17 protein-coding genes and 1 riboswitch are annotated in these 22,682 nt (G+C 42.7%); of the genes, 13 read left to right on the forward strand and 4 right to left on the reverse strand.

Annotated elements, in window-relative coordinates:
• The first annotated feature begins 11 nt into the window (after positions 1 to 11).
• The 5 genes from HPK16_RS01565 to HPK16_RS01585 all read left to right on the forward strand — a co-directional run bounded on the left by HPK16_RS01565 (position 12) and on the right by HPK16_RS01585 (position 7,749).
• On the forward strand, positions 12 to 1,532 hold the full coding sequence (locus HPK16_RS01565; protein ID WP_181675249.1) for a carboxypeptidase M32: 1,521 nt from the start codon (positions 12 to 14) through the stop codon (positions 1,530 to 1,532).
• Positions 1,533 to 1,818: 286 nt separating this feature from the next.
• Positions 1,819 to 1,920: riboswitch (purine riboswitch) on the forward strand.
• 112 nt (positions 1,921 to 2,032) lie between these two features.
• Positions 2,033 to 2,623: a xanthine phosphoribosyltransferase gene (locus HPK16_RS01570; RefSeq protein ID WP_181675250.1), complete on the forward strand. Its 591-nt coding sequence runs from the start codon at positions 2,033 to 2,035 to the stop codon at positions 2,621 to 2,623.
• A complete protein-coding gene (locus HPK16_RS01575; protein ID WP_181675251.1) occupies positions 2,617 to 3,921 on the forward strand; it encodes a nucleobase:cation symporter-2 family protein in 1,305 nt (434 codons plus the stop codon). Before HPK16_RS01570 ends, HPK16_RS01575 begins: the two co-directional genes overlap by 7 nt.
• Before the next feature lie 64 nt (positions 3,922 to 3,985).
• Positions 3,986 to 4,864 (forward strand): 5'-3' exonuclease, encoded by an 879-nt coding sequence (locus HPK16_RS01580; RefSeq protein ID WP_181675252.1) that lies wholly within the window; start codon positions 3,986 to 3,988, stop codon positions 4,862 to 4,864.
• 377 nt (positions 4,865 to 5,241) lie between these two features.
• Positions 5,242 to 7,749: an MSCRAMM family protein gene (locus HPK16_RS01585; RefSeq protein WP_181675253.1), complete on the forward strand. Its 2,508-nt coding sequence runs from the start codon at positions 5,242 to 5,244 to the stop codon at positions 7,747 to 7,749.
• 9 nt (positions 7,750 to 7,758) lie between these two features.
• On the opposite strand, the gene HPK16_RS01590 is transcribed toward HPK16_RS01585, so the two are convergent.
• A complete protein-coding gene (locus HPK16_RS01590) occupies positions 7,759 to 8,157 on the reverse strand; it encodes a ribonuclease HI family protein (RefSeq protein WP_181675254.1) in 399 nt (132 codons plus the stop codon).
• Between the two features lie 369 nt (positions 8,158 to 8,526).
• Positions 8,527 to 8,727 (reverse strand): cold-shock protein, encoded by a 201-nt coding sequence (locus tag HPK16_RS01595; RefSeq protein ID WP_181675255.1) that lies wholly within the window; start codon positions 8,725 to 8,727, stop codon positions 8,527 to 8,529.
• 259 nt (positions 8,728 to 8,986) lie between these two features.
• On the opposite strand from HPK16_RS01595, the gene mntR reads away from it, so the two are divergent.
• The 8 genes from mntR (at position 8,987) to HPK16_RS01635 (ending at position 17,865) form a co-directional block, all read left to right on the forward strand.
• The gene (gene mntR / locus HPK16_RS01600) at positions 8,987 to 9,415 is read left to right on the forward strand and encodes a transcriptional regulator MntR (protein WP_181675256.1); all 429 of its coding nucleotides are present in this window, start codon (positions 8,987 to 8,989) and stop codon (positions 9,413 to 9,415) included.
• A 195-nt stretch (positions 9,416 to 9,610) separates the two neighbouring features.
• A complete protein-coding gene (locus HPK16_RS01605; protein ID WP_181675257.1) occupies positions 9,611 to 11,290 on the forward strand; it encodes a formate--tetrahydrofolate ligase in 1,680 nt (559 codons plus the stop codon).
• A 188-nt stretch (positions 11,291 to 11,478) separates the two neighbouring features.
• Positions 11,479 to 12,630, forward strand: coding sequence for an AIPR family protein (locus tag HPK16_RS01610; RefSeq protein WP_181675258.1), 1,152 nt, complete (start codon positions 11,479 to 11,481; stop codon positions 12,628 to 12,630).
• 190 nt (positions 12,631 to 12,820) lie between these two features.
• Positions 12,821 to 14,707 (forward strand): ABC-F family ATP-binding cassette domain-containing protein, encoded by a 1,887-nt coding sequence (locus tag HPK16_RS01615; protein ID WP_181675259.1) that lies wholly within the window; start codon positions 12,821 to 12,823, stop codon positions 14,705 to 14,707.
• A gap of 23 nt (positions 14,708 to 14,730) precedes the next feature.
• Positions 14,731 to 15,675: a thymidylate synthase gene (locus HPK16_RS01620; RefSeq protein WP_181675260.1), complete on the forward strand. Its 945-nt coding sequence runs from the start codon at positions 14,731 to 14,733 to the stop codon at positions 15,673 to 15,675.
• 11 nt (positions 15,676 to 15,686) lie between these two features.
• Positions 15,687 to 16,175 carry a dihydrofolate reductase gene (locus tag HPK16_RS01625; protein WP_181675261.1) on the forward strand — a complete coding sequence of 163 codons (489 nt, stop codon included), beginning with the start codon at positions 15,687 to 15,689 and terminating at the stop codon, positions 16,173 to 16,175.
• Between the two features lie 11 nt (positions 16,176 to 16,186).
• A complete protein-coding gene (locus HPK16_RS01630; protein ID WP_181675262.1) occupies positions 16,187 to 16,480 on the forward strand; it encodes a hypothetical protein in 294 nt (97 codons plus the stop codon).
• A 140-nt stretch (positions 16,481 to 16,620) separates the two neighbouring features.
• Positions 16,621 to 17,865 carry an MFS transporter gene (locus HPK16_RS01635; RefSeq protein WP_181675263.1) on the forward strand — a complete coding sequence of 415 codons (1,245 nt, stop codon included), beginning with the start codon at positions 16,621 to 16,623 and terminating at the stop codon, positions 17,863 to 17,865.
• 50 nt (positions 17,866 to 17,915) lie between these two features.
• Here the strand turns inward: HPK16_RS01635 and HPK16_RS01640 are convergent, their stop codons facing one another.
• Both HPK16_RS01640 and ppdK read right to left on the reverse strand, forming a co-directional pair.
• Positions 17,916 to 19,286 (reverse strand): L-cystine transporter, encoded by a 1,371-nt coding sequence (locus HPK16_RS01640; RefSeq protein WP_181675264.1) that lies wholly within the window; start codon positions 19,284 to 19,286, stop codon positions 17,916 to 17,918.
• Positions 19,287 to 20,028: 742 nt separating this feature from the next.
• A complete protein-coding gene (ppdK, locus tag HPK16_RS01645) occupies positions 20,029 to 22,665 on the reverse strand; it encodes a pyruvate, phosphate dikinase (RefSeq protein ID WP_181675265.1) in 2,637 nt (878 codons plus the stop codon).
• Between the last annotated feature and the right edge of the window lie 17 nt (positions 22,666 to 22,682).

Below are 22,682 nucleotides of genomic sequence, written 5' to 3' on the forward strand. Positions count from 1 at the left end.
GGGGAATCAGGATGTCGGAGAGTTTACAAGAACTAGAACAAGAATTTTTGGATTATGTGAAGAAAATTAGTGCGTTTGAAGAGGCGCTTAGCTTAGTTTATTGGGATCTGCGAACTGGTGCACCAGAAAAAGGAGCGACACAGCGATCGGAAGTAATTGGAACGCTGAGTGGTGAAATTTTCAAAATGAAGGTTTCAGAGGAAATGGCAGCTTTTATCGCGGGACTTTGGGTAGAAAAAGTGAATTTGTCCGATGTAACGCGCCGTTCTTTGGAAGAGTGTAAAAAAGAATATGATTTGAATAAAAAAATTCCAGCGAAGGAATATGAAGCTTATACGAAATTGGTGGCACAAGCGGAAACGATTTGGACAACAGCGCGCGCGAGTAATGACTATGATTTATTCAAGCCTTATTTGGAGAAAATTATTGCGAGTAAGCGTAAGTTTGTGGAATATTGGGGCTATCAGGAAAATCCGTATGATACATTACTTGATCAATATGAGCCGGGCATGACGGTGGCTGTATTGGATGATGTTTTCGCGAAACTGCGAGAAGCGATTTTAGCATTGCGTAAAAAAGTAGAGGCTGCGAGCTATCAGCCAGATGCGACATTACTTCATAAAAAAGTGTCGAAAGCGAAACAAAAAGAATTTAGCGAGCGTATTTTGACGAAAATGGGGTTTGATTTTGAGGCTGGGCGTTTGGATGACACGGTTCATCCGTTTGCGACGGGGCTCAACATTGGCGATGTGCGGATTACGACGCGTTATGATGAAGCGAATTTCAAAATGGCTGTATTCGGCATTATTCATGAAGGTGGACATGCGATTTATGAGCAAAATATTAGTCCAAAACTGGTTGGTACACCACTTGCAAATGGTGCTTCGATGGGAATTCATGAGTCGCAGTCACTGTTTTATGAGATTATTTTAGGTTCGAGTTTTGAGTTTTGGCAGAGTAATTATAAGGATTTTCAAGAGATTACGGCGCCTGTATTCGATGATGTTTCGGTGGAGGAATTTTATCGTGCGGTGAATCTCTCGGAGAGTTCGTTGATTCGGATTGAGGCGGACACATTGACGTATCCATTGCATATTATGATTCGATACGAGCTTGAAAAAGCGATTATGAACGGTGAAATTGGTGTGGATGAACTGCGTGATGCGTGGAATGATAAGTATGAAGCCTATTTGGGTGTTCGACCAGAAACGGATGCGGATGGGATTTTGCAAGATATTCACTGGTCTGGTGGCGATTTCGGTTACTTCCCATCCTACGCGTTAGGTTATATGTATGCCGCGCAACTGTTTGCGACTTTGTCTAAGGAGATTCCAAACGTATCAGAAATTCTGGCAAGCGATGACTATTCTCCAATTCGCGAATGGCTAACGGAGCACGTGCATCAGTACGGGATGCTGAAAAAACCATTGGAAATTTTGACGAACACAACAGGTGAAGGCCTAAATCCAGATTATTTAATTCAGTTACTAAATGACCGCTACAACTTTATTTACAAATTAAATGAGGCGTGAAAAGCGTTTACATCTAAAAATAAGGTTGACCCGCCCTCATTTGAAAGCTATAATAATGAAATAACTTGAAGAAATCGAGACAAACGCTAAGCATAATACGGAGTCCTGCTCACTAATTTTTTTATGGGTAGGGCGAAGATTATGCTTTACACAAATTGAGCGAAAGCGTTTGTAATCAAGAGATTTGTCGGAAGCCGGAAGCGGAGTGTACAACTGGACATGAGAACCGGAAGTCTGGAAAATCTCTTGATTGCGAGCGCTTGTCGCCAATTTACTTGGGTTATGCACTACACTAGAAAGATTCACTTGTATAAAAGCTGTGATATGGACAGCAAGTTTCTACCCAGTTACCGTAAATAACTGGACTATGAGTGAGAGTAACGTTTTATAAGGAAGGTAGCTGCTTGCTGCCTTTTTACGTCTACTTCTCATTATTAGTATGAGTTGTGGGCGTTTTTTTCGTTCCCGCGCTCTTTAAATCAGAGAGGGGTCATCAGGCTGTGAAATTATTAGAAGAACACATCAAAAATCGAGGTACTGTGTTGCCTGGTAACGTATTGAAAGTCGATTCTTTCTTGAATCATCAAATTGACCCTGTGTTAATGCAGGCGGTCGGAAAAGAATTTGCTAACCGGTTTCAAAATTTGGGCATTACAAAAATCGTGACAATTGAGTCTTCGGGCATCGCACCAGCCGTTTTTGCTGGACTTGAATTGGGGGTTCCCGTTGTTTTTGCGAGGAAGAAAAAATCATTGACGTTAACGGAGAATTTATATACGAGTAGTGTTTATTCGTTCACGAAACAAGAGACGAACGATATTTCGGTGTCAAAAAGCTTCTTAGATAAATCGGATAAAATTTTGCTGATTGATGATTTTTTGGCGAATGGACAGGCGGTTTTGGGGTTATTGGAAGTGGCAGAACAGGCGGAAGCGGAAGTCGTGGGAATAGGTATTGTAATTGAGAAATCATTTCAGCAAGGTAGGTCATTGCTTGAAAAAACGGGCTATCCGATTTATTCTTTGGCGCGGATTGCCTCTTTAGAAAATGAGCAAATTCGTTTTGTGGAGGGGGGAGTAACGCGATGTTAGGAAAAGGGAGAATTGCGGCACTTGGTTTTCAACATGTATTGGCAATGTATGCTGGGGCGGTTATTGTACCGCTTTTGATTGGTGGTGCGCTTGGCTTTACGAGTGCGCAGATGACGTATTTAGTTTCGATTGATATTTTTATGTGTGGGATTGCGACGCTCTTGCAGCTGACGATGAATCGTTTTTTTGGAATTGGCTTGCCAGTTGTGCTGGGGTGCGCGGTTCAGGCGATTGCGCCGATTATTTTGATTGGTGAGCAATACGGGATTGGCGCGATTTACGGATCGATTATCGTTTCTGGAATTTTTGTCGTTCTGATCGCACCGTTTTTCTCGATGGTTGTGCGGTTCTTCCCGCCAGTCGTTACGGGATCAGTTGTGACGATTATTGGTTTAACGTTGATTCCAGTAGCGATTAATAATTTAGCTGGTGGACAAGGTTCTGCGGATTTTGGTTCGCTTTACAATCTGGGGCTTGGATTTGGGACGTTATTCGTGATTATTTTAGTGTACCGATTTGGTCGTGGCTTCAGTAAAGCGATTGCGGTGTTGATTGGACTTGTTGCGGGTTCGGTATTTGCAGGCATTTATCGTGGTATTTCGATGCAACCTGTTGTAGATGCGCCGATGTTTCATATGCCTACACCGTTTTATTTTGGGATGCCAACCTTTAATTGGGCGGCGATTTTGACGATGATTTTGATTGCGCTGGTGAGCATGGTGGAGTCAACGGGGGTTTATTTTGCACTCTCCGATATTACGAAACGAAAGCTGGAAAAATCGGATTTGACGAAAGGATACCGGGCAGAGGGCTTGGCCATTATTTTAGGCGGTGTTTTTAATACATTTCCGTATACTGCTTACTCGCAAAACGTTGGCTTAGTGCAGTTATCTGGTATTAAAACTCGAAAAGTGATCTACGTGACGGCGGGAATTTTGATTGTGTTAGGGTTATTGCCGAAAGTGGGCGCGATTACGACGATTATTCCAACGCCAGTACTTGGTGGAGCGATGGTTGCGATGTTTGGCATGGTTGTTGCGCAAGGCATTAAGATGCTCGGCAAGGTTAATTTTACATCACAGGAGAACTTGTTGATTATCGCTTGTTCGGTTGGTGTTGGGCTTGGTGTGACGGTTGTTCCGGATCTTTTCAAAGTATTGCCGGACTTCATTCAATTGTTTACGAGCAATGGGATTGTGGCTGGAAGTATTACGGCGATTGTTCTAAATATTATTTTTAACATCATTCCACATCGTAAGGAAAAAGAAGTTGTAGAACCAGCGAGGATGGATGTATAGCAATCGTTTACTGTGGATTTCTATGGTATAATAATGGCTACATAGAAATCTAGGGGGAACGATAATGACGAATCAAAAAGATAATTTATTAGTCGTGGATGGCATGGCTTTACTATTTCGTGCTTTTTTTGCAACGGCTGTTTCTAAGCAATTTATGGTCAATCAACATGGTGTGCCGACGAATGGTGTGCAGGGTTTTATGAAGCATCTCTTTGCGGCGATTGATCAGAATAAACCAACGCATACGCTGATTTGTTGGGATATGGGTTCGCAGACGTTTCGTAACGAGTTGTACAGCGGATATAAGGCGGAGCGTAAAGCGCCACCGGAAGAGTTGATACCGCAATTTGATTTAGTGAAGGAAGTCGCAGCGTCATTTGGCTTTATTAATGTTGGTGTGCCTGGCTTTGAGGCAGATGATTGTATTGGGACGGTGACGGTGAAAATGGCGGGAACAGGTATTGATACGACTGTTTTGAGCGGAGACAAGGATTTGTTACAGCTGATTGCACCGACAAACGATGTATGGATTTTGCAAAAAGGGTACGGCAATTATAAACAATATAATGAAGCGGTTTTTGTTGAGGAGTGGGGCATTACGCCGACGCAATTTATTGATGTGAAGGCGCTGATGGGCGATACGAGCGATGGTTATCCAGGTGTTCGTGGTATCGGTGAAAAAACGGCTTTAAAATTAATTCAGCAATACGAGACAATTGATGGTATTCTTTCTCATGTGGATGAATTAAAACCAGGTCAGCAGACGAAATTGAAGGAAGACTTGGAAATGTTGCGTTTATCTAGGCAGTTAGCGGAGATTCATACTAGTGTACCGCTGGAGTTTGATATCGCGCAATGTGTGTATCGTGGTCTATTACCAGAGGCGATCGATATTGTGGAGCAGTACGGTTTGAAATCGTTAAGACGAGATATTATGTTATAAAATTTAGAATTGAAAAGCTAATAACAGAAAAGCAGGAATCTTGTATACAGCCATTTAAGGAAATGGTACATGCGAGATTCCTGCTTTTTTCATTTTAAAGCCTCTTTTTGTAGTAAAAATAGCATAAAATCAAAGCGTTTAGTAATGAAATAAAGAGTGGCCTTTTTTTGTAGCAAAACGTAAAAAAACGGACTAGGAAAAAGGATTTTCGTATGATAGACTAAATAGCGAAACTAGCTAGATGCGAGAAGGAGGAATAAGTACATCTAAGAAGTTAGAGGATACTTTCTAGAAGGGGTGATTTTTTTACAGCAGGAAAAACTATTATTATAATTTTCTTTCTAAATATTATATAGTACATTAAAAGGAGATGCGAGATGAAAAAATTTATATATGTTATGGCGATTATCTTGATAGCAAGTAGCGTTTTACTAGGTGCGACAACAAAGGCTGATACTTCAGTAACGAAGGTTGGAGCGACTAATGGGAAATTTAAATTGAGTATGCAAGTGCATGATAATCCGATTGTGAGTTCGGGAAAAGTAACGATGAATTTTACGCTGGATGCTTCGGCAGACGCGATTGTAGATGAGAATGGTTTGATTGAAGTTAGTATTCCGAAAGAGATTTATTCAGCTGGGAATTTGACGGAATTAAATAGTGATGCTTTCACATATGATCATACGGATAAAACGACAGACCCGACGCACATTTTGATTTATGTGAAGCCAGACGCTAGTTTTAATGTGGGCAAAGCGTGGTCAGCGTCATTTTCAATATCCTTTCAAGCGGTGTTAATGCGCGCGGATACGACGGTTGCATCGGATCAACTTTTTAAAGCAACATATGCTGGACAAGAGGTTAGCCAAACTTTACAAATAAAGCCGCAGCAAATTGGAACACCGACATTGTTTGAAAAGTGGTGGCATTCAAGCGTTGATAAAGATGGAATAAATCTGCTAGACCCTGTGGAGTCGCAATATAATACGTTCCAATTGGCGCTTAATATGTATAAGAATGCGGAATTAAATAATGTAACTATCACGGACAAAATGCCAGATGGGTTACAGGTAGACCCTAACCCAGCATTGACGTCTGGTATCGATGCGGCAGATAAATCAACAGTGGACGGTATTCGGATTATTAGTTATGATGCGAACGGAAATCGTACATATGTGACGTCAAAATATGCAAACAATATTCATTTTGACGCAACATCGCAAACTTTGAATGTACATTTTGACCATATCGAGAAAGATGAGATGTTGCTAATCGAGTACAAGGTGGGCGTGACACACATTTATGATACGTATTTGAATACAGCGACAATGACGAGTGATGAATTTACGAAATCAAGCAGCAGTACATTGCGGATTGATGGTGATGCGAATTTTAACAAAGTATTGAAAAAAGAGGTTGATAAAAAAATAGTGACGGTGAACGATAAGAATTTACAGTATTCGCTGACGTTGAATGCGATTACTGGAACGATTAAAGCCGGCCAGACGTTTGTGGATACATTAGATAATCGACTTGCATACAAAAACCTCGTGGATGATGCAGAAGGTACATTTGATATTCAGGAGAAAAATAATGAATTGACCATTACAGTGAGAAAAGACATACCGATTGGTGAAGGGAAGACGCTTGTTTTTGCTGTAGATCCTAGTAAGTTAGCGGTTGGGGACACGGTGCCGAATAAGGCTTCGATTATGCTTCGCGGTGAGTATTATGATTCTAATGTTGTTCAGACGAAAAAAATTAGCGGGGAAGTTGTATTGAATAAGGTGGATAAGGATGACGCAACAAACGTTTTATCGGGTGCGGTATTCAAGCTTACTAACAGCGATGGGAAAACGTTGTATACTGGGGCAACAAATGTGGACGGAAAATTGGCTTTACATGGTTTAGCGCCAGGCAATTATGAGTTGGTGGAGACGCAAGCACCAAATGGCTATAAGCTGGACGCAACGCCCATTCCTTTTACCGTGACAGAGAGCTCTTACCAAACAATCGCTTTATGGGCTAAAAATGAGAAGTTAATTCGCGGAAAACTTGTGGTTCAAAAAGTAGATGAGGAAACGGGAGCCAAACTTTCGGGAGCCGAATTTCAATTGGTTTCAAATGAGGATTCGAGTGTCGTGTTAACCGGGACGACGGATCAGGATGGGAATTTAATTTTTGCGGATTTAGTTCCTGGCACATACACGTTAACGGAAAACGTGGCACCAGCGGGATATATACTCTCCGATGAGAAAAAAGAAGTTACTTTTTCGGGAACTGAGAGTCAAGAAGTAGCTATAACTATGCCAAATAAGGCGATGACGGGTTCCGTTGTCCTGACAAAAAGAGATAGGGAAACAAAGGAAGTTTTAGAGGGTGCAACATTTACTTTGCAAAGAGTGGATGGACTTGTGATTAAAGCGGGGCTAAAAACGGATGCCACAGGTCAAATTATTGTGTCGAGTTTATTGCCAGGAGAGTATCAATTCATCGAAACCTTGGCTCCTGATGGCTATGAATTAGATGTGGAACCGGTAACCTTCCGAATCGAATGGGTGAATCCGGATAGTGTGGAAGTAGAGAAACTGAATACAAAGAAAGCAAAACAAATTATCGTGCCACCCATTGATCCACCGGTAATCACTCCTGTGACACCGCCAAAACAACCAGAGAAAACACCAAACCCATCAAAAATTAGCGAGAAGCCGTCAAAAGTCATCGGAGTGTCAAAAACTCCAGCAAAAACAGTGACGGAAAGATCAGTGACACCGACTCCATCAAGGAAGCTACCAAGCGCTGGCGATACGACAAAAAGTGACATTGTACTTGTTCTTTCTGGATTAGCGCTTTGCATCTTTGCATTCCGCAAGAGCAGTAAATAAGGATATAGATTAGAGCGACTTCTTCTTACTTTTCTGGATAGCTTGGCGGGCCAAATCATCGGCTTTCTTGTTAGAAGCGCTAGGAATCCATTGAATAAAGAAGAGGTCGATCGATTCTATTAATGGAAGGATGGAATCTAAATGTGGTTGAAATAGCGGATTTTTTGCATAACGTTTTTCGATGGCTTCAATTGCCACTTTTGAATCGGAATAGAGCCGAATGAAAGTTGGCTCATAAGTAACGGCCTGTATTAGCGCCATTTTAATCGCAATAAATTCTGCTTCATGATTACTCAAAATACCCAACGGAATACTTATCTGTTCATAAACACCATCCGCAGTAATCACAATCCCGACTCCACTAGGACCAGGATTGCCAGCACTAGCACCATCGACGTAGATTTCCAAAATATGACCTCCTTATGTATAGAAAGTATTGAGACAAAACTCTATGTAAGATAGGACCTCCCAGTTTGTCACTATTGGGTAGACTGTAATCCTGCTTTAAACAAATCGAGCGAAAGCGTTTGTATCCGATAAGTTTGGTGGAAAAAAGGAAGGCAGACTCACTGCGTTCCTCTGCATATTGAGGTTCTAATTCGCCTTGCTTCAAAGAACCACAACAAAGCGTAGCGTAGAAGAACCGGAAGTCCGCCAAACAATAATGGATTACATGCTCGCGTTGCTCTCATGCATATTGGGACTGTAACTCATTGCATTTCGAACAGTCCCAACAATACGAGCGCTTGTCGCCGATATACTTGGTGTATACTCAACTCAATCTTTCTGTACGTTTGTGGCTTGGGGGCCGCGATTGCCTTCTACAATTTCGAAGGTAACGCTTTGTCCTTCATCGAGTGATTTGTAGCCGTCTCCTTGGATAGCGGTGAAGTGGATGAAGATGTCCTCGCCGTTTTCGATCTCTAGAAAACCATAACCTTTTTCATTGCTGAACCATTTTACTTTTCCATTTTGCATCGAATGAATTCCTCCTAAGTTTGGTCAAATGGCTAGTAAGAGAAACTAGAGTAGACCTTTTTTCATACGGCAGGACATGGCGACAAGCGAGTATGATATGTTAATAATAAACCTGTGGCTGTGGCTACGTCAAGTTGTTTCTGAAGCGTTTACATCGATTCCGTTTTTTTCGGAAAAATGAACCCTTTGGAGAGGCGATTTCTGGCAGGGTATGTTAGAATGGAGAGGTGAAAGAAATCAAGGTTGGAGGAAACTGAAAATGCCAACACCAAGCATGGAAGACTATATCGAGAAAATCTATTCATTGATTGAATCCAAAGGTTATGCTCGAGTATCAGATATTGCGGAGGAGCTTTTAGTGCATCCGTCTTCTGTTACAAAAATGGTTCAGAAACTGGATAAAGATGAATATCTGGTGTATGAGAAATATCGTGGCTTAATTTTAACGCCAAAGGGGAAAACGATTGGGAAACGGTTGCTAGAACGGCATGCGTTGCTTGAGAATTTTCTTGGGATTATTGGTGTGGAAGAGGCACGCATTTATGAAGATGTGGAAGGAATTGAGCATCATTTGAGCTGGAATTCGATTAACCGAATTGGTGATGTCGTCCAGTTTTTTGAAGAGAACCCGGATGCCCTTGCTAAACTTCAGGGAATGCAACATGTGCCGCGATATCCAGAAGATTAATTTTTGAAAAGATTTCCTGTCAGTGCTAATGGCTTTTACGCGCAATTTTTGTGAAAGGCTCAAGACTAGTACTCAGCCGGTTTATTTCCGGTGCAACAAAAAGAAAGCCGTTACATTGCGATTTGACAAGTGTCTTGTCGAGATGCGGCATTGGCAGGAATTTTTTAATAGTTACATATTGAGAGGGGAATTTAAATGGCAAACAAAGTAAAGTCTGACATTGAAATCGCATCCGTAGCAGAAATCAAACCAATCACAGAGGTTGCAGAGGCAATTGGATTAAGTGTAGAGGAATTGGAGTTGTTTGGTAAGTATAAGGCGAAACTGAGCTATGACACGATTCACTCGCTTGTGAACAAAGAGGATGGCAAATTGGTGCTGGTGACGGCGATCAATCCAACACCTGCGGGCGAGGGGAAATCGACGGTAACGGTTGGACTCGGAGACGCTCTTGCGAAAAAGAAAAAGACAATGATTGCGCTTCGTGAACCTTCGCTTGGCCCAACAATGGGGATTAAAGGTGGCGCGACTGGTGGTGGTTATGCGCAGGTTATTCCGATGGAGGATATTAATCTTCATTTTACTGGTGATTTTCATGCGATAACGGCGGCAAACAATGCGTTGTCAGCGTTTATTGATAATCATATGCAACAAGGTAACGAGCTTCGTATTGATCAACGCCGCATCGTTTGGAAACGCGTGGTTGATTTGAATGATCGTGCACTACGCAAAGTGATTGTTGGTCTTGGTGGGCCGATTCAAGGTGTGCCGCGCGAAGATGGTTTTGACATTACGGTAGCATCTGAAATTATGGCGATTATTTGCTTGGCGAGTGATTTGAAGGATTTGAAACATCGCTTGAGTGAAATCGTGATTGGCTATAATTATGATCGTGAGCCTGTAACAGTTGGTGAAATGGGTTATGAGGGCGCGCTGACATTGTTATTGAAGGAAGCGCTTAAGCCAAACTTGGTGCAGACGCTCGAGCACACGCCGGCAATTGTTCATGGTGGACCTTTTGCGAATATTGCGCATGGTTGTAACAGTATTTCGGCAACAAAAACAGCGCTTAAGTTAGCGGATTATGTCGTGACAGAGGCTGGTTTTGGTGCGGATCTTGGTGCGGAGAAATTCCTTGATATTAAGGTGCCAGCGCTTGATAAAGCTCCGGATTGTGTCGTTATTGTAGCGACAATTCGCGCGCTTAAGATGCACGGCGGTGTTGCGAAAACGGAACTTGGCGCGGAGAATGTGAAGGCACTGATTAAAGGTTTTGCGAACTTGCAAAAACATGTGGATACAGTAACGCAATTTGGACTTCCTTATGTTATCGCGATTAATAAATTTATCACGGATACAGATGCGGAAGTTGCACAACTGGAAGCGCTTTGTAAAGAATACGATATCCCGTTCTCCTTGACGGAAGTTTGGGAAAAGGGCGGTGCTGGTGGCGCTGAACTTGCAGATAAAGTCATTGCGGCGGTGGAAAGTGGCAAAGCGAACTACACGCGGATGTACGATGATGCGGATTCGATGGAAGAGAAATTAAACGCGATTGTTACAAAAGTATACGGTGGTCGTGGCGTGGAACTTTCGAGTAAGGCGCAAAAACAAATCGTTGAGTTCAAGAAATATGGCTGGGATCGCTATCCAATTTGTATGGCGAAAACGCAGTATTCCTTGACGGACGATCCAACAATGCTTGGTCGCCCAACGGATTTCGTGATTCATATTCGTGAGTTTATTCCGAAGCTTGGTGCAGGATTTGTCGTTGCTTTAACGGGTGATGTGATGACGATGCCAGGACTTCCGAAGAAACCGGCGGCGCTCAATATGGACGTCGATGAAAAAGGAAATGCGATGGGATTGTTCTAATTTTATAGGTTAAGAATGAGCTGGGAATCTGAATGTGGATTTTCCAGCTTTTTTGGTGATAATTCTTAAAATATTCCTCAGATTGACAAGTGGTGAATGGAATGGTAATATTGGAATGCGTAATATGGTTATTTTTATTGAATTAGTTAAAGTTAATTAACAGACAATCAATTTGGAGGATGATCTATATGTTGGAAATAAAAATGAAAGTATCAGAAAATTCTTTTAGGGAATTAAATGATCCATTGCTAAACAAAAAAGCAGCTAAGTATTTGTTCTACGTTCAAGTTGACGATGTATCCGAGGGGATACCTATGACAACGAATCCCAGAGATCAGAAGCTTACATCAAATGTAGCAAAAGCAATTGAAGATTCATTGGATAGTAATGATGGCTATTTTCATTTGAAAAATAGAGGTATAGTTTTATCGGCAGGTAAAGTGGACTATGATACGCAGAGTAAGCTTGTCACTATCTATTTTGATGATGACGATTTACATGGGAATATTGATGGAGGACATACATATCGGATTGTCTGTGAACATATAGGCGAAAAATTGCAACAATATGTTCAGTTTGAGGTAATGACTGGGGTAGAAGATATTATTGAAAAGTTGGCTGAAGCTAGAAATACTTCAGTTCAAGTTGATGAAAAATCAATGGCGGAATTAGCCAATAAATTTGATCCAATAAAAGAGGGTATTCAGAAGATGCCTTTTTATAATAGGATTGCATTTAAGCAAAACCAAGTAACAGAAGATATTAATAATGGAAAAAAACTAAAAATGATTGATGCAAGAGAAATCGTAGCAATTATTAATATGTTTAATATTGAAAAATTTTCAGATCAAAAGCAGCCAGTACAGGCCTACTCATCTAAGGGGAAAATGTTGAACATGTACCTAGAGAACCCAGAAGAATATCGTAAATTTATTGATATCATGCCCGACTTGTTTAATTTATATGATCGCGTAGAGAGAGAATTTGCGAATGCGTATATAGATACTGGGGGTAGATATGGAAGAAAAAAATACTCTGGATTTAAAGACGGAAAAGTCATTGGCAAGTCTAAATTCGGGCAACATGATTTAATATACAAGGTTCCTGAGGGGCTGATGTATCCAATAGTTTCAGCTTTTAGATCGCTAATAGAATTGGACGAAGATAATAAAATTTATAAATGGAAAAAAGATCCTTTCGGTGTGTGGAAAAAATATAAAAAAGATATAGTGAAAAAAATAATGAATTTTGCTTTATCTATAGGAGATAACCCAAATGCGGTGGGCAAGGATTCTAATATTTGGGATTTAGCTTATATGACAGTGCGCTTATCGAAATAAAAAGTTATGATGATTGTGAATTTTAAGGGAATAGACAGGTGAATTATGTGAAAAAACCATGGATAAAGTATTGATTTACTGAGTCTATGGTTTTATTTGTGTGTACATTGAGTTTAGAGAAATCTAAGTTTGCTTAGTTGTCCAAACTTCGCTAAAATAGAAGAGACATATACGGAATGGATGGGAAGTAATGAAACAATTAAAAGTAGAAAATTTGACGAAGACATACGGCGAGAAAAGCCTTTTTGAAGATGTGACGTTTGCGATTACAGAAGGGGAGCGTATCGGGGTTATCGGTGTGAATGGTACTGGGAAATCGACGCTACTTTCGATTATTGCTGGAATGGAAGAAGGCGATAAGGGCGCGATTACGAAGGCGAAGGACTACACGATTGGTTTCTTGGCGCAGGATCCGGTTTTGATGGATGAGCATACGGTGCTGGAGGAAGTTTTCCAGGGGGAGACGCGGGCGCTTCAAGCGGTTCGGAAGTATGAGCAGGTGTTGCTTGAGATGGCGATTGATCCGGATGATACGAAACTGCATGATCGTTTTACGGAGGCGCAGCACGCGATGGACGCGACGAATGCGTGGGATGTGAACACGGATGCGAAAACGATTCTAGATCGCTTAGGGATTACGGATTTGACGGCAAAAGTTGGATCGCTGTCTGGTGGGCAGCGTAAGCGTGTTGGTCTTGCAAAAGTGATGATTGAAACGCCTGATTTGCTGATTTTGGATGAGCCTACCAACCATCTTGATTTTACATCGATTCGCTTCTTGGAAGATTATTTGAATCGGTTTCGTGGTGCGGTTTTACTTGTGACGCATGATCGGTATTTCTTGGATCGCGTGACGAATCACATGTTGGAAATTGACCGTGGCACGGCGTATCGCTATGTTGGAAACTACGAGAAATTTATGGAGTCCAAGGCGATTCGGATGGAAAATGAAATGCGTGAAGGCGAGAAAAATCGTAACTTGTATCGTAAAGAGCTTGCTTGGATGCGTCGTGGTGCGAAAGCTCGTTCTACGAAGCAAAAAGCGCGTCAAGATCGCTTCTCTGACTTAGAGGGGAAAGTGAAATCGAAGACGGATGATACGGAATTACAGCTTGATTTTGCGACGTCACGGCTTGGTAAACAGGTATTTACGCTCGAAAATGTGGATAAACGTTTTGCGGAGAAGCATGTTTTGCAGGACTTCAGCTTGATTATTCAGCCTGGTGAGCGCATCGGGATTACCGGAAATAACGGGACTGGGAAATCGACATTGCTCAATATGCTAGCTGGTCGTGTAACGCCTGATACCGGTGAAATCTCAACCGGGCAAACTGTTCGAATCGGTTATTATACGCAACAAAATGAGGAAATGGATCCGGATCAGCGGATGATTGCGTACTTGCAAGAAGCGAGCGAAGTCGTGAAAACATCGGACGGCGAAGTGGTGTCGGTTTCTAATATGTTGGAACGGTTCCTATTTCCACCGATCACGCACGGGAAGAAAATCGGTAGTTTATCAGGAGGCGAGAAGCGTCGTCTGTTCTTGTTGAAAATTTTGATGGAGCGTCCGAACGTACTTTTGCTGGATGAGCCGACGAATGACTTGGATACGCAGACGCTGACAGTTTTAGAGGATTATTTGGAGACGTTTAATGGTACGGTTATTACGGTCAGCCATGATCGCTACTTTTTGGATAAGATTGCTCGGAAGTTGTTGGTGTTCACGGGAATTGGCCAGATTGAGACGTATCTAGGCGAGTATAGTGATTTCTTGACGGATTATGAGTCGCGTAAGGGAAAATCGAAAATGTTTGCAATGGAGCCTGAGAAGGAAATTGTTGTGGAAAAGCCGAAAGAGAAGGTCAAGCATACATTTGAAGAGAAGCGTGAGTGGGCGGAAATTGAAGGTTTGATTGAGGTGCAAGAGGCTAAAATCACGACGATAAATGCTGATTTGGAAACGGTTGGTTCGGATTTTACAAAGGCGAATGAGCTAAATAGTGCGCTTTTAGAGGCTGAAACAGAGTTAGAACGTTTGATGGGACGCTGGGAATATTTGTCGCAGTTTGCTGATTAAGTAAGAAGTGGGGGCATGAATAAATGAAGCAATATTTGGAGTTGGAGCGGTTTGTGTTGGAGAATGGCACGCAAAAAGGGGACCGGACGGGGACTGGAACGATTAGTACATTTGGTTATCAGATGCGCTATGATTTGGCGGAAGGTTTCCCAATCATGACGACGAAGCGTGTTCCTTTTAAATTGGTTGTCAGTGAATTGTTATGGTTTTTGCATGGGGACACGAATATTCGTTACCTTTTGGAGCATAATAATAATATTTGGAATGAATGGGCGTTTGAGCGTTGGGTGAAGAGCGTGGATTATAATGGTCCAGACATGACGGATTTTGGTTTGCGTGCAGAATCTGATGAGTCGTTTAAGGCGGTTTATTTGGAAGAAATGGCGAGCTTTAAGGCGCGAATTTTGGCGGACGATGCTTTTGCGGCACAATACGGTGAGCTTGGGAATATTTACGGAAAACAGTGGCGGGAATGGCGGACGTCGACTGGGGAAACGATTGATCAGTTGGCGGATTTGATTGCGATGATTAAGACGAACCCGAATTCGCGACGTCTGATTGTATCGGCTTGGAACCCAGAGGATGTGCCGAGCATGGCGTTACCACCGTGTCATACGCTGTTTCAATTTTATGTTGCGGATGGGAAACTCAGTTGTCAGTTGTACCAACGAAGCGCGGATATTTTCTTAGGAGTGCCGTTTAATATTGCTTCTTATGCGCTTTTGACGCATTTAATTGCACGGGAAACGGGTCTTGCGGTTGGTGAGTTTGTGCATACGATGGGGGATGCGCATCTTTACAATAATCATATCGAGCAGGTGAAGGAGCAGTTGACTCGTGAGCCTCGTGCGTTGCCAAAACTTGTTTTATCGGACGCACCGGCATCGATTTTTGAGTTTGATGTGGCGGATGTGACGCTTGAGGGGTATGATCCTCATCCAGCGATTAAAGCACCGATTTCAGTTTGAGGAGGACGACGATGTTAACATTTATTTGGGCGCAGGACAAGGATGGCTACATTGGCAAGGATAATACGATGCCGTGGCGTTTACCTGCTGATTTGCAACATTTTAAGAGGGAAACTAACGGGCATGCGATGGTGATGGGGCGTAAAACGTACGAATCGATTGGAAAAGCGTTGCCGAACCGAGAAACAATCGTTTTGACGCGTGATCCGAACTATACCTTACCAGACGCAAAAGTGGTGCATTCGAAAGAGGCGATATTGGAGCTGGCGGCCGAGAAAAACGTGTTTATTACTGGTGGCGCGGAAATTTATCACTTGTTTTTAGAAGATGCTGATGCCCTTATTGTGACGCATGTCGAGGCGAATTGTGGCGGAGATACGCGTTTTCCAGCAATCCAGTGGTCTGATTGGAAGTTGACGAAGCGTGTGGACGGCGTTCGAGATGCTAAAAATGAGCTTGATTTCTGGTATGGTTGGTATGAAAAAATAGGGGATAATTGAGGTTTTAGGGAATGGATACGACAAAGGAAATGCGATTGAGGTTTCACGTATTAGGCTATTTTTTGGTGAGCTTATTATTTGTCGGTGCCGGCCTAATGTTAGGTGCAAGCGGCGTATCAGATAGCATTGTCGCGACGTTGTTCTCGTTTGCAAAATATATGATATTGAGTTTGATTATCGGCATTATTGGGATATGGCGCGCCAACGAGCTATCTTCACGCTTATTTTTCATCTGGCTAGTCGTGATTCCAGTAGCGTATGTTTTATTTTTAATTATGGTCAGGATAGCAAGGGCTCATTTGTAGCTCTTGTTTATTTCGGCTAACACATTTGAAAACCTTGTTCAAAATGAATAATTACAAATATCTAGCCCTATGCTAAATTATAAGAATATATTGAAAACATAAGATTGTTCCTATAATTGAAAAGTGGGTGATTCGTAATAATGTTTTTAAAAAATGCAAAATGGCGAGCTAGTGGCACTGTATTGGTTTTATTGTGGTTTTGTTGGTTATTATCGTTTTTGGATCGGATGGTTATAACGGTAGCGTTACCTTACATAGCGGAAGATTTTGAGTTAACCTCCACGCATCAAGGATTAATTATTAGTACCTTTTTTATGGGATATGCGTTGTTTCAGATTCCGGGTGGGATGTTGGCAGATCGATTTGGATTCCGTAAAATGACGAGTATTGCGGTTGGTTTTTGGTCGCTATTTACGATGCTGACAGGGGTTATTTTTTATTATCCTTTATTTTTAGGGGTTCGGTTTTTCTTCGGACTTGGTGAGGCGCCACTTCCCGGTTCTTCTTATAAAGCAATTGCGACTTATTATCCAAAACGGCTTCGCGGACGCATGACGAGTATTCAATCGACGGTTAACACGCTAGGGCCGGCTTTTGCGAGTGTGTTAGCGGCTTATTTTATTAGTGTTTTTGGCTGGCGGCATTTATTTATTTTTCTAGCGATTCCGGGCTTTGTTGTGGCTTTCTTATTTTATCGATTGGTGCGTGATAATCCGAAAGACAATCCACGAATGAGCGCAGAGGCGTTGCAAGAACTCGAGGAAGATGAGCCTACAGTGAGTGTAACAAAGCCAAAAGCGAGGATGTCGACGATTTTCAAAAATAGTTTGGTATGGAAAGCGGGACTTGTTTGGTTTTTCTTTGACCTTACTTTTTGGGGATTCACTTCTTGGTTACCTTCTTATTTGATGAATGAGCGGAATTTGAGTTTGCAGGCGACTGGGTTTTATAATGCGCTGCCATACCTCGTGGGAACGGTTGCGATGCTTCTTGGTGGGGCGATGTCAGATCGCTTTAAGGATCAGCGCCGATTTATTTTTGCGATTTCGATATTGGTTGCAGCGGTTTCATTATTTTTCATTATCAAAGCACCATCCATCGAGTTAGCGCTGTTACTGCAATGTGTTACCGCCTGGTTCTTATTTTTATCACAAGGTATCTTTTGGGGTATTGTCGTGGATATTTTACCAACGGACCAGATGGCGACGGGATCGTCCGTGGTCAACTGCCTAGGCTCGATTGCGGGCGTTGTATCACCCATTTTTATCGGGAAATTACTTGATATTTCGGGAGGTTCTTACGCGACAACATTCACCTATTTAGCGATTTGCCTCGTTTTAGCAGGATTGATTGTACCGACACTGAAAACCAGGAAAACAATATAAAAATGGCGTTAAGTCAAGGTTTGGGTCCTTGATTTAACACCATTTTTTGCTTATGCTTCTGCCAATGTTTGTTCTTCTTCTTTTAGCTCACCGGTAGCTTTACTTGTGACAAGCCCGGCAACCATACTATCGCTTACGTTCAGCGCTGTACGACCCATATCGATGAGTGGTTCGATGGAAATTAAGACACCAGCAAGACCGATTGGCAAGTTCAACGTGGAGAGTACGATGATTGCGGCAAAAGTTGCACCGCCACCAACACCAGCAACGCCAAATGAACTAATTGCAACAACGAGCACGACGGTTAAAATGAACTTCCAAGAAAATGGATCAATACCAGCCGCAGGAGCAATCATGATCGCAAGCATTGCCGGGTAAATCCCAGCACAGCCATTTTGCCCAATGGATAAACCGAATGATGCCGCAAAATTCGCAATACCTTCTGGCACGCCTAATTTTTTCTGGGTATCAATATTCAGTGGAATCGCACCAGCACTCGTTCTAGAAGTGAAAGCAAACGTTAGAACAGGTAATGATTTGCGAATATAGGTCATCGGACTTGTTCCTGTGAAAGCGACAATCACGAGGTGAATAATAAACATCGCGATGAGCGCTGCGTAAGATGCAAGGACGAAATTCCCAAGTTTTAAAATCGCGGACGTATCACTTAGGGCAACAGTGCTTGTCATAATCGCAAAAACACCATATGGAGTTAAGCGAAGAATCAGCTTCACGATACGAAGAATAATCGCATAAATCGCGTCGACACCCTTTGCGAATGTAGCAGCTTCTTCGGGTTGCTTGCGCTGTACACCAAGGAAAGCGGCCCCGATAAATGCTGCAAAAATAACGACGGCAACAGTGGAAGTCGCGCGTGCACCAGTGAAATCAAGGAATGGATTAGCAGGCAAGAGCTCCACGATTTTTTGCGGGAACGATAAATCACTGATTCCTGCAAATTTATCTTGAAGTTCCGTTGCACGAGCCGCTTCGGTAGCGCCTTGTGAAATATTGCTGGCGTCAAGATGGAATAGAAGGGCAGCCCCGATACCAACGAAAGCCGCGATGGCAGCCGTGATGACTAGCGTGCCGATAATCCACATACCGACTTTTGCAATATTGGTTTTTAATTGCAAACGCGTAAAAGCAGTAACAATGGAGATGAAGATAAGTGGGATAGCGATCATTTGTAGCAGTTTGACATACCCGCCACCGATGACCCCCAGCCAATCCGTCGTCTGCGTTGTGACATTGGACGCCGCGCCGTAAATAAATTGCAAGACAAAACCAGCGACAATACCGATACCAAGCGCTAGTAGCACCCGTTTTGAAAATGAAACATGACGCTTCGCAAGCCAACCAAAAATGAAAATGATGATGGCAGCCACGACTAAATTAATAATTAAAAATGCTGTATCCATATAAAAAAATCCTCCCTTTTTAAATCCAGAAATTATGAAAACGTATAATTCCGATAAGATTTGTTGGTATTAGATTACATGGAAAAAGGAGGTTTGTCAAGACTGAAAAGCTGAAACGGCCCGTTAGACTCGAAAAAATTTGTTAGAGGGCGCAGTAAAAGTCCTCCTTTGACTTTTGCGGAGGCCACGAAAATTTCGAGGGGCTGGCTTCTGAAGCTGGATCCGAACGAAAAGCTGAAACGGCCCGTTAAGCTCCGAAAAAAACTGGAGCGGCCTCCATAAAAAGCCGTTTTTGCTTTTTATGGAGGGCGTGAAGTTTTCGAGGAGTTGGCCGTTGAAGCTAGATCTGGAAACGATGATAAGTCAAAACACGGAGCGTTCCTGCGAATAAGATTGCCAGACTTAAACCGACTCGAGCCAAGGATACGTCCACCTGAACTTCTCTTAATAATTCAAATTTAACCACGAAAATTTCGAGCGGATCAACAAAAAAGGATTCATTACACTTTAATATTTTAGAAAGCAACCAATTCTAAGCATGATAACAAGCTTAAAACAAGGACGTTTCAATATTCGGGTGGTAGGGCGGCTTCTTAGTTTTACACATAAAATCCACTGATGGATTACCTAATCACTGCGTTCGCATGCATATTGAGGCTCTAATTCGGCAAGGGATGCTCCATAATATCCTCAAAAAAAGCCCCAAGCAGCGATATCCCATCACCACCCAGGGCCTCATCTTCTAAACAGTCACTTTCTCCCGCTCCTCCAAAATCGACGCTTGAGCCGCTGCAATCCGCGCAATCGGAATCCGGTACGGCGAGCAGGAAACATATTGCAATCCTAACCGATGGAAGAACTGAATCGAAGCAGGATCGCCACCATGCTCTCCGCAAACGCCCATTTTAAGCGCTGGATTCGTCATTCGCCCTCGTTGCACAGCAGTGGTCACAAGTGCTCCAACGCCTTTTTGATCAATCGATTGGAACGGATCTGTCGGCAAAATTTTCTGTTCTTGGTACGCGTATAAGAATTTATTCGCATCATCTCTAGAAAATCCAAACGTCAATTGCGTTAGATCATTGGTTCCAAAACTGAAAAATTGTGCCTCCTCAGCAATTTCATCAGCCGTAACACATGCGCGCGGAATTTCAATCATCGTCCCAATATCGAATGGCAACACCAATTGCTCTTTTCGGAATATCGTTTGAATCGCTTCTTTCAGCTGGTTCTTAATAATCGTGATCTCTTCTCTACTCGAAACAAGAGGAACCATTATCTCAGGGTACACTGCAATATCTTCGTCATGAATGTGAATCGCACTTTCAATAATCGCTTCGGCTTGCATGATATAAATCTCCGGGAATGTGATTGCCAAACGACAACCGCGATGTCCAAGCATTGGATTCGTTTCCGCTAAATCATGTACGCGTTGCTTAATTTCCTCTGCAGGTTTCCCGATTTCTCGCGCCAATTTTTCAATATCACGATCGGTTTTCGGTAAAAATTCATGTAACGGTGGATCCAGCAGGCGAATATTCACGGGTTTTCCATTAGCAGCTCGGAAAATGCCTACAAAATCAGCTTTTTGCATCTCTTTCAAATGGGCGAGAGCAATCATCCGCTCTTCCTTCGTCTCCGCGATAATCATTTGACGTACGTGCGGAATTCGGTCTTCTTGGAAAAACATGTGCTCCGTTCGGCAAAGTCCAACACCCTCTGCGCCAAAATGCAATCCGACTTCCAAATCATCAGGAGAATCCGCATTCACACGAACAACGAGTTTCTTCGCCTCGTTCACCCAGCTCATCAATTCTTCAAAATGACCACCGATTTCTGTCTCGACAAGTGGGATTTCACCAAGATAAATACTCCCAGTCGAACCGTTCAGTGAGAGAAAGTCGCCTTCCTTTAACGTAGCTGTAGCACTTTGCATCACTTTTTTCGTTTCATCAATCGCAATCGAATCGCATCCCGCAACGCAACATTTTCCCATACCACGAGCGACAACAGCCGCGTGCGATGTCATACCACCGTGCGCCGTCAAAATCGCAACACTTTTTGCCATCCCCTCGATATCCTCCGGTGATGTCTCATTGCGTACAAGTACGACTTTTTCACCGCGTTCAGCAGCATCGACCGCATCTTCGGCATTAAAATAAATTTGACCCGTCGCTGCACCAGGAGAAGCAGGGAGGCCAGTTGCGAGTGATGTCGCTGCATGAAGGCTTGTTTCATCAAAAGAAGGGTGGAGTAGTTGGTCAATTTGAGCCGTGTCAATCCGCATAATTGCTTCTTCTTTTGTTAACTTCCCTTCATGTACGAGATCCACCGCAATGTTGATAGCCGCTTGCGCCGTCCGCTTCCCATTACGCGTCTGCAGTACAAAAAGTTCGCCTTTTTCAATCGTGAATTCAATATCTTGCATGTCCAAATAATGTAACTCAAGTAGGGCGGCGACTTCGAGCAATTGTTTATAAACCTCGGGCATCGTGTCTTCCAAATGTGAAATCGGCTCTGGCGTCCTAATCCCAGCAACAACATCCTCTCCCTGCGCATTCAACAAATACTCTCCGAAAAAGAGATTTTCACCAGTCGAAGGATTCCTTGTAAAAGCAATGCCTGTCCCGCTCGTATCGCCAGTATTTCCAAACACCATCGATTGAATATTGACAGCGGTTCCAAGTTGGTTATCAATATGATGGAGGCGACGATAAACAGCAGCTCGCGGATTTTCCCATGAATCAAAAACAGCGGTAATGGATAGGCGCAATTGTTGGAAGGGATCTTGCGGGAAATCGCGACCAGAAGCACTGACGTAAAGCGCTTTATACGTGGTAATCAAATCTTGCAAATCGGCAACGGAGAGTTCTGTATCCAGCGTATAATTTTTCTGTTCTTTTAAATCCGTAAGCGCTTGCTCAAAACGGTAACTAGGAATTTGAAAAACAACATCGCCGAACATCTGGATAAAACGGCGGTAACAATCATAGCTAGAACGCGCGTCATTAGTAGCTTTCACAAGTCCGAGAACCGACTGATCGTTCAGCCCTAGATTAAGAATCGTATCCATCATTCCTGGCATTGAAAAAGGAGCACCGGAACGCACGGAGATGAGGAGAGGATTCGTCGTATCGCCAAATTTCTTCTCAGTCTCTTCTTCCAAAATGTGTAGATGTGTCATCATTTCAGCATAAATATCGTCCGATAAGTATTGATGGTGCTCATTGTAGTCTTTACAAGCCTCCGTCGTAATCGTAAAGCCAGGCGGGACGGGAAGTCCAATATTCGTCATTTCGGCTAAATTGGCACCTTTTCCACCTAATAAGTACTTCATTTCCTTCGAACCTTCATTAAAATGATACACAAATTTTCTCAAAATAGTCACCTCTAACA

Source organism: Paenilisteria rustica (assembly GCF_013820765.1).
Lineage (GTDB): Bacteria > Bacillota > Bacilli > Lactobacillales > Listeriaceae > Listeria_A > Listeria_A rustica.